This is a genomic window from Bacillus cereus group sp. MYBK216-1 (assembly GCF_051916495.1).
Taxonomy (GTDB): Bacteria; Bacillota; Bacilli; order Bacillales; family Bacillaceae_G; genus Bacillus_A; species Bacillus_A thuringiensis_K.
In genome coordinates this window covers 220,788-228,789 of the sequence record NZ_JBQAGT010000003.1, presented here as the reverse complement: position 1 = coordinate 228,789, position 8,002 = coordinate 220,788, and the positions used below count along the sequence as shown (strand labels likewise).

Here is an 8,002-nt window from a genome sequence, read left to right as displayed (position 1 = left end):
TTTTGCCTCCAGGCTTTAATTATCGATGAATTCATATTCACCTAGTAACTCATCAAGCTCTTCTAGTGACATTTTATTGTAACCATAATCGGAAGCTGTTTTTTCTGATTCCGTTTGATTAATACAATGATTGATTATCATTTCAAGGTTCTCTTTATACTTTTGGTTAAAATCAGCGATTAAAAATTCAGAATATTCCCCTTCATTGAAGGTAGTGTTTATTATTAATGTATCCTCTACAATTATTGAATTAATTTCTATAGAAGCATCTCTTGCATTTTCGCCACCTATACTTTCGCCAGGTGATAGCCATGATGCAGAAAATTCTTCATCGGTCGCTTTTTTACTCATTTCTCCCAAATAATTAAATAATATAGGTGCCGTTTCATCATTTAACAAATCTTGATCCTTTTTTAGGTATTTTAAAACCCCATATCCTATTCCGTTATTAGGAATTTTTCTTAAAGTCTCTTTTACCAATTTTATACTCATAGAAATTTCTTTTTCTTTACCTAAATCAAAATATACAGGGTATATTGTAGTAAACCACCCAATAGTCCTACTAACATCTATGTTTTCAATGACTTCTTCTCTTCCATGACCTTCCATGAGAATTTTCAGCCTGTTTTCTCCTGTTAAATCTCTTACTGTTACTAACAAAGCCGCTAAAAGGATATCATTTATTTGAGTATTATATGTTTTGTTTGTTTCTCCCAATAACTTTTGAGTGTTCTCCTTATTTAGTGAAATGGTTAAGGTCTTGCTATTTTTATAATCGGTCACATCTATTTCTTCATTTTTTGCTAAAAAATCTACTTTCATTTTAGATATGTCTGCCCAATATTTTCTTTCTTTTAGAAGTTTATTACCTACCGCATAATCCATTAAATTTTCTGAAAACTCCTTAAATGAATCCGTTTTAAAACCTATATCAAGTTTTTCATTGAGATATGCTTGTTTGTATAACATTTCGAAATCTTCGAATAATATTCGCCATGATACTCCATCTATTACAAGATGATGGATAGTAATAAGCAAATGATCACCCTCATTTGTTCTAAAAATGCAAAGTTTTAACATTTTACCGTCAGTAATCGAAATTTCTTTTTGTATATTTGTTGCTAGTTGACCCACTATCTCCTGTTGATTATCTTGACTCTTAATATCATGGACATATAAATCAAAGAAATCCCCATTTAAATCACGATTATATTGAATAATTTCACCATTTTCCTCTTTATAAATCATTCGTAAAGCATCGTGTTTTTCACAAATTTTACGAAACACCTTTTCTACAATCTGTTCTTCAAATCCATTTTTTCTATACAGCATAAATGATTGATTATAGTGATTTAGCTCTTTATTATTTAATGCTTCGTTTAATACAAAATGTCTTTTCTGTATTGGCATTAAAGGAACATTTCCCTGAATTATTTCATAGTTTTTCTTTACTCTCGATTCATTTTTTACATACTTACTAAGATTTTTAATTTTCGGGTTTTCAAATAAATCTTTAATTTTGAGTTTAAGATTCACTTTCGATAGTTTAGAAACTATTTGTAACGCTTTTATAGAATCTCCACCAACCTCAAAAAAACTATCGTTAATTCCAATTTCTTTAATACCCAAGACATCCTGCCAAGCTGATACAAGATGTTCTTCCACTTCATTTCGAGGCGCTTCATAATCTGTTCCCTTAGAAAGGTCCCCCTCTTGTACAAGAGGCAATGCTTTTCTATCTATTTTCCCATTCGGTGTAAGAGGCATTTTATCTAATTGAATAAAAAATGAAGGAATCATATAATCTGGTAAATAATTTGACAAGTAGTCTCTTAATTCACTTGTAGTTAGCTCCTCTTTAGCTATTATGTATGCACATAAATAGGTAAAACCAGCATTATCTTTCCGATCAATTACTACCGCCTGATTTATATTTTGATTACCTAATAGTTTAGCTTCAATTTCTCCTATTTCTACCCTAAACCCTCGAACCTTTACTTGATTGTCTATTCTTCCTAAAAACTCAATATTTCCATCTGAAAGCCATCTTGCCAAATCTCCTGTTTTATACATTTTTTCACCAGGTATAAAGCCATTTGAAACAAACCTTTTATGAGTAAGATCTGGCTTGTTTAAGTATCCTTTTGCAAGACCTTTTCCACCAATGTACAATTCACCATACACCCCTATAGGTTGTGGTTCTAATAAAGAGTTTAAAACATAATATTTTGTGTTATTTAACGGCTTTCCTATAGGAGTATTTACCATTTGTGGTATATAATCGTACTCTTCTTCATAATAGCTAGAATCAATAGTTGCTTCTGTAACTCCATAGCTATTAATTACTCTCATATTCTCCCCATATCTTTTAACCAAATTTTTGTACTCATGTATAGGACAGCTATCAGAACCTAATATTAATAATCGTAATGTCGTGAGATCAAAATTATTTTCATATACATAATTCATAAAAGGTATAATAAGACTTGGAGTGGATTCAAAAATATTAATCTTATACTTCTTAATTATCTTATATAATAAATCTAGTTCTAGCTTGATATGACTCGGTACTATATACATTGTCCCGCCATTTAATAAACTTCTACATAAGTCCCCTGCAAATACATCAAACGACATACTAGCCATTTGTAATAAATTCACTTCATACTTTGACAATTCATAGTGATCTCTCCAAGTGTAATGGGCATTAACCAAATTTTTATGCTCTACTAACACACCTTTAGGGTTTCCAGTTGTTCCTGATGTATATATGATATACACTAAATCATCTGGTGAATTGATATGATTCAAATTATCTTCATCGATATCATATATATCTATATGATTTATATTTACTACTTCACCGTAGGAACCATTTTTATCCGTTAGATGTTCTTGGGTAATAATAATGTCCGCACTACTATCCTCAAGCATAAATTCTATTCTCTCTGTAGGGTATTCTGGATCTATCGGCAGATATGCTCCTCCAGCTTTTAGAACCCCCAATATTCCTACAATCATTTCTACTGATCTATCCACCATTATTGCAACTATACTATTTTGTACAACACCTTTTTCTCTCAAAGTTCTAGCTAGTTTATTTGCTTTTTTATTCAATTCTTCATAGGTCAACTGCTTTTCTTCGAACACTACAGCTATATGATTTGGTGTTTTTTTAACCTGCTCTTCAAAAAGTTCGTGTATAGTACCTACTGGATATTCAACAGCAGTATCATTATACTTGTTTAATATCATTTCTCTTTCTTCTTGTGAAAGCAAATTTATTTCACTTAATTTTTGTTCAGGATTATTAACAATTTCTTTTAAGATATTAACTACATGATTTCCAATTCTTTGTATTGTTTCTTTTTTAAATAATTTTGTGCAATACTCTAAAATAAATTCTATATGATCTGTATTTTCAATTGCCGATAAACTTAAATCAAACTTTGCCGCTTTAAAATCAATGTTATACGGTTCGATTTTTAAGCCTTTTATATTCAACTCTAGATTATCTAAATTTTGAATAGAAAACATCGTATCAAACAATGCGTTTCTACTAATATCCCTTTTTAAGGCTAGCTTTTCAACTAATTCATCAAATTGATAATCTTGATTTTCATAAGAATTTAAGGTGTTTTCTTTTACTTTCTTCAAATAATCAATGAATCTACTGTCTGCTTTAGGACGATTTCTCATCACAAGAGTATTAACAAACATACCAATAGTATTTTTCAAATCATCATGTTGTCTTCCTGCAGTTGGCGAGCCAACTATAATGTCTTCTTGTCCCGTATATTTCGAAAGTAGCGTTGTATATGCTGCTAAAAGTAGCATATACATAGTAACTCCATTTTCCCTTGCAAACATTTTAAGCTTGTTTGTTAGTTCAGGATCTATTTCAAAACTTAATCTATCTCCCTCGCTACTTTGTATTTGTGGTCTTGGAAAGTCAGTTGGCATATTCAGAACTGGTATCTCATCCTCAAATACTTTAAGCCAATATTCCTCCTGTTTCTTTATATTATCACCGTTACAAAACTTTTCTTTCCATTCTGAATAGTCTTTATATTGAATTTCTAATGGCGCTAATTTTTTTTCTCCAAATATATCTGTTAACTCTTTCATCAAAATGCTCATTGATACTCCGTCTGAAATAATATGATGCATATCAAGCATCATGATATGCACATCCTGACTAACTTGTACGATTTCTACCCTTAGAAGAGGAGCTACCTCTAGATTAAAGGGTCTTATGAATCGCGCCACTCGTTCTGATACGTTCTCTTTCCCTAATTCACTATATTCAATTTTAAAATCTATTTCTTTTTCTATCTTTTGAACTGGTTCTCCATCAATCATTACAAAAGAAGTTCTTAATGCTTCATGTCTATCAATTAATGCTTTAAAGGCTTTTTCAAAAGTGTCCAATTGAAAGCGCCCCTTCATTTGTATAACAACTGGTAGATTGTAAGTAATTCCACTATCCTCTATTTGATTTAAAATATATAGCCTTTTTTGAGCCGATGAAAGATTATAAAATTGCTTTTCCTCAGCTTTCTTTATTTTTGAGTAAGTACTCGTTTCTTTCCCTTTTATATATTCGCCAATGCCTTTGATAGTAGGAAAATTAAATATTTGTTTTAATGGTATTTCAACATTTAATTCTTTGTGTATCTTTGATACCAATGAAAAAGCTTTTAGTGAATGTCCTCCAGCTTCAAAGAAGTTATGATTTATTCCAATTTTCTCTATACCCAAAACGTCCTTCCACACTAAAGCCAACTTCTCTTCTACTAGATTTCGAGGTGCTTCATAATGATTTTCTATAAATTTATTGAAATCTGGTTCCGGTAATGCTTTCACATCCACTTTTCCATTAAGTGTAATCGGCAATTTTTCCATCTCTATGAAATGCAAAGGAATCATGTAACCAGGAAGCTCTTTGGCAAGCAACTCTCTCACTTTATCTATGTTCAGTTCTTCATTCAAATCATTAACTGTAATAAATGCGCAAAGATATCTGTTTCCATCTATCCCCTCTTTATCAATTACTTTAGCTTCTTTTATGTTCGATTGTCTTAATAAGTGATATTCAATTTCTTCCAGTTCAATTCTAAAACCGTGAATTTTTACCTGATTATCTATTCTACCTAAAAATTCAATATTTCCATCAGGTAGCCATCTTACTAAATCTCCAGTCCGATACACTCGTTCTCCTAAACTAAAAGCATTAGACTTGAATTTTTCTTCAGTTAATTCTTTTTTATTTTTGTATCCTCGCGCTACACCTTCTCCACCTATATATAATTCACCAGGTATTCCTATCGGCAGTAATTGAGCGTTATTATCCAAAACATATAATTTATAATTGCTTAGTGGTTTACCTATAGGTACACTCATTCCCATACAATCATTGGAACTGACCTTATAATATGTTGCACAAACAGTTGTTTCTGTAGGACCATATGAATTATAAACATCGGCAATCTCAATAATATTTTTTATATATTCATACTTTAAAACATCTCCACCACTAATAAATTTCATATTTTTATTAAGTATTAAATGCTTATTTTTATCAATTTCATTGAGTAACAGTGGTGAACAGCTTACTAAAGTCACATTATATTTTTCAATATTTTTAACTAGCTCATCTATGTTCAGATCACCAATTTTTTTACTAATGATTAATTTCCCTGAATTAGCCAAAATAGGAAATGTTTCTTCCGTAAAAGCATCAAATGAAAATGAAACTACTTGTAATATAGAATCTTCTTCATTTAAAGTAATTTGTTTTGAAAATGCATAAATATAGTTAATGACGTTACGATGTGTAGTCATAACCCCTTTAGGCTTTCCACTAGAACCTGACGTATATATTAAATAAGCTAAATCAGATGAATGATTTAAATTTTCTAGGTTGTCCTTATTTAAAGAACTAATTTCTTCATCATTAAATAAAATACTTGGAACTATTCTTACTTTGAATTGTAAGTGCTCCTGAGTAACAACTAATTTTGCTTCACTATCTTTTAGCATATATTCAATTCTTTCTTCAGGATACTCAGGGTCAATTGGTAAATATGCTGCTCCAGCTTTTAAAATTGCCAATATGCCAATTATCATTTCTGGGGATTTATCCGCCATAATTCCTATTACAGTATCCGGCTTTGCACCATTTTTTCTAAGCAACCTTGCCAGTCGATTTGCTTTTTCATTTAGTTGTTTATATGTTAATTGTTCCTCTTCAAATATAACTGCAATATGATTTGGTGTTTTTAGAACCTGCTCTTCAAATACATGGTTTAAGGTCTTATTTTTAGGAAATTCGGCCATGGTATCATTAAATTTGTGTAATATGATTTCCGTTTCTTCTTCTGAAAGTAAATTTATTTCTCCTAATTTAAGCCCCGGATTATTGGTAATTTCCTTTATTACATTTACTAAATGACCTGCAAGTCTTTTGATTGTTTCTTTTTTAAATAATTTTGTGCAATATTGCAAATCAAATTTCAAATGATCTGTATATTCTATCGCCGTAAGACTTAAATCAAATTTCGCCACATTAAAATCAATATCGCAAACCTCAGTGGTTACTCCATTTATATTAAACTCAAAATTATTTTGAGTTTGTATATCAAACATCGTATCAAACAATGCGCTTCTACTTGTTTCTTTTCTTAAATTTAGTTTCTCTACTAATGTATCAAATTGATATTCTTGATTCTCATAAGCATTTAATGTGTTTTCTTTTACTTGTTTTAAATAATCAATGAATTTAGTATCTGCTTTTGGATAACTTCTCATTGCAAGGGTATTGACAAACATGCCAATTGTATTTTTTAAATCATCATGTGTTCTTCCCGCAATTGGTGAACCAACTATTATGTCCTCTTGCCTTGTATATTTAGAAAGAAGCGTTTTATATACTGCTAAAAGAAGCATATACATAGTAACTCCATTTTCCCTTGCAAGAAATTTAAGTTTATTTGTTAATTCAGAATCTATTTCAAAACCAAGCCTATCTCCCTCACTACTTTGTATTTGTGGTCTTGGAAAATCAGTTGGCATATTCAGAACTGGAATGTCACCCTCAAATACCTTGAGCCAATATTCCTCCTGCTGCTTTATGTTATCTCCTTTATAGTATTCTTTTTGCCATTCCGAATAGTCTTTATACTGAACTTTTAATGGTGCTAATTCTTTTTCTCTAACTAAATCAGCTAACTCCTTCATTAAAATGCCCATTGATACTCCATCTGAAATAATATGATGCATATCAAGCATCATGATATGCTCATTCTGATTAACACGTAAAATCTCTACCCTTAGAAGCGGCGCTATCTCTAAATCAAAAGGTCTTATAAATCGTGCCACTCGTTCTGATACGCTATCTTCTCCTAATTCACTATATTCAATTTTAAAATCTATTTCTTTTTCTATCTTTTGAACTGGTTCTCCATCAATCATTACAAAGGATGTTCTTAATGCTTCATGTCTATCAATTAGTACCTTAAAAGCATTCTCAAAAACTTGCATTTGAAAATCGCCCACGATTTTGATAACTAAAGGAATATTATATGTCGTACCTTTAGATTCCAAATTATTTAAAATAAGCATCCTTTTTTGTGCCATTGATAAGGTATAACAATTATTTTCTGATTGTTTCGCTTTTGGAATTTCATTCTTTTTTTCTATATCTTCATTTTTTAAAGCTATAATAATTTTTTCTTTATATAACTTTATTTTTCCCTTTAATTCAGCTGTTATTAGTTCACGAGGTCCAATAATTTTTATCTTCCCTTGATTCTGATATAAGAAAATGTTTGATTTTTTCAAATCATTTATAAACCCTTTAATATCCATAACTAGAATCATTCCCTTCGCGGTGCCCATTCAATTTCTCACACTATTAGTAAATAACTAAAACAACTATCAAATTCCATATACATCTTTGAAATTCAAACCATTGGGCCTAGCTTAACTGCACAATCTATTC

General features: G+C 30.6%; 1 protein-coding gene. It reads right to left on the bottom strand.

Annotation, left to right across the window (positions count from 1 at the left end):
* Positions 1-15: 15 nt before the first annotated feature.
* The gene (locus ACTFRH_RS11465; protein WP_000351749.1) at positions 16-7,869 is read right to left on the bottom strand and encodes a non-ribosomal peptide synthetase; all 7,854 of its coding nucleotides are present in this window, start codon (positions 7,867-7,869) and stop codon (positions 16-18) included.
* Between the last annotated feature and the right edge of the window lie 133 nt (positions 7,870-8,002).

Excerpts from the sequence above, each read along its gene's own strand:
- ACTFRH_RS11465 (WP_000351749.1), bottom strand. The coding sequence starts at position 7,869 with ATGGATATTAAAGGGTTTATAAATGATTTGAAAAAATCAAACATTTTC.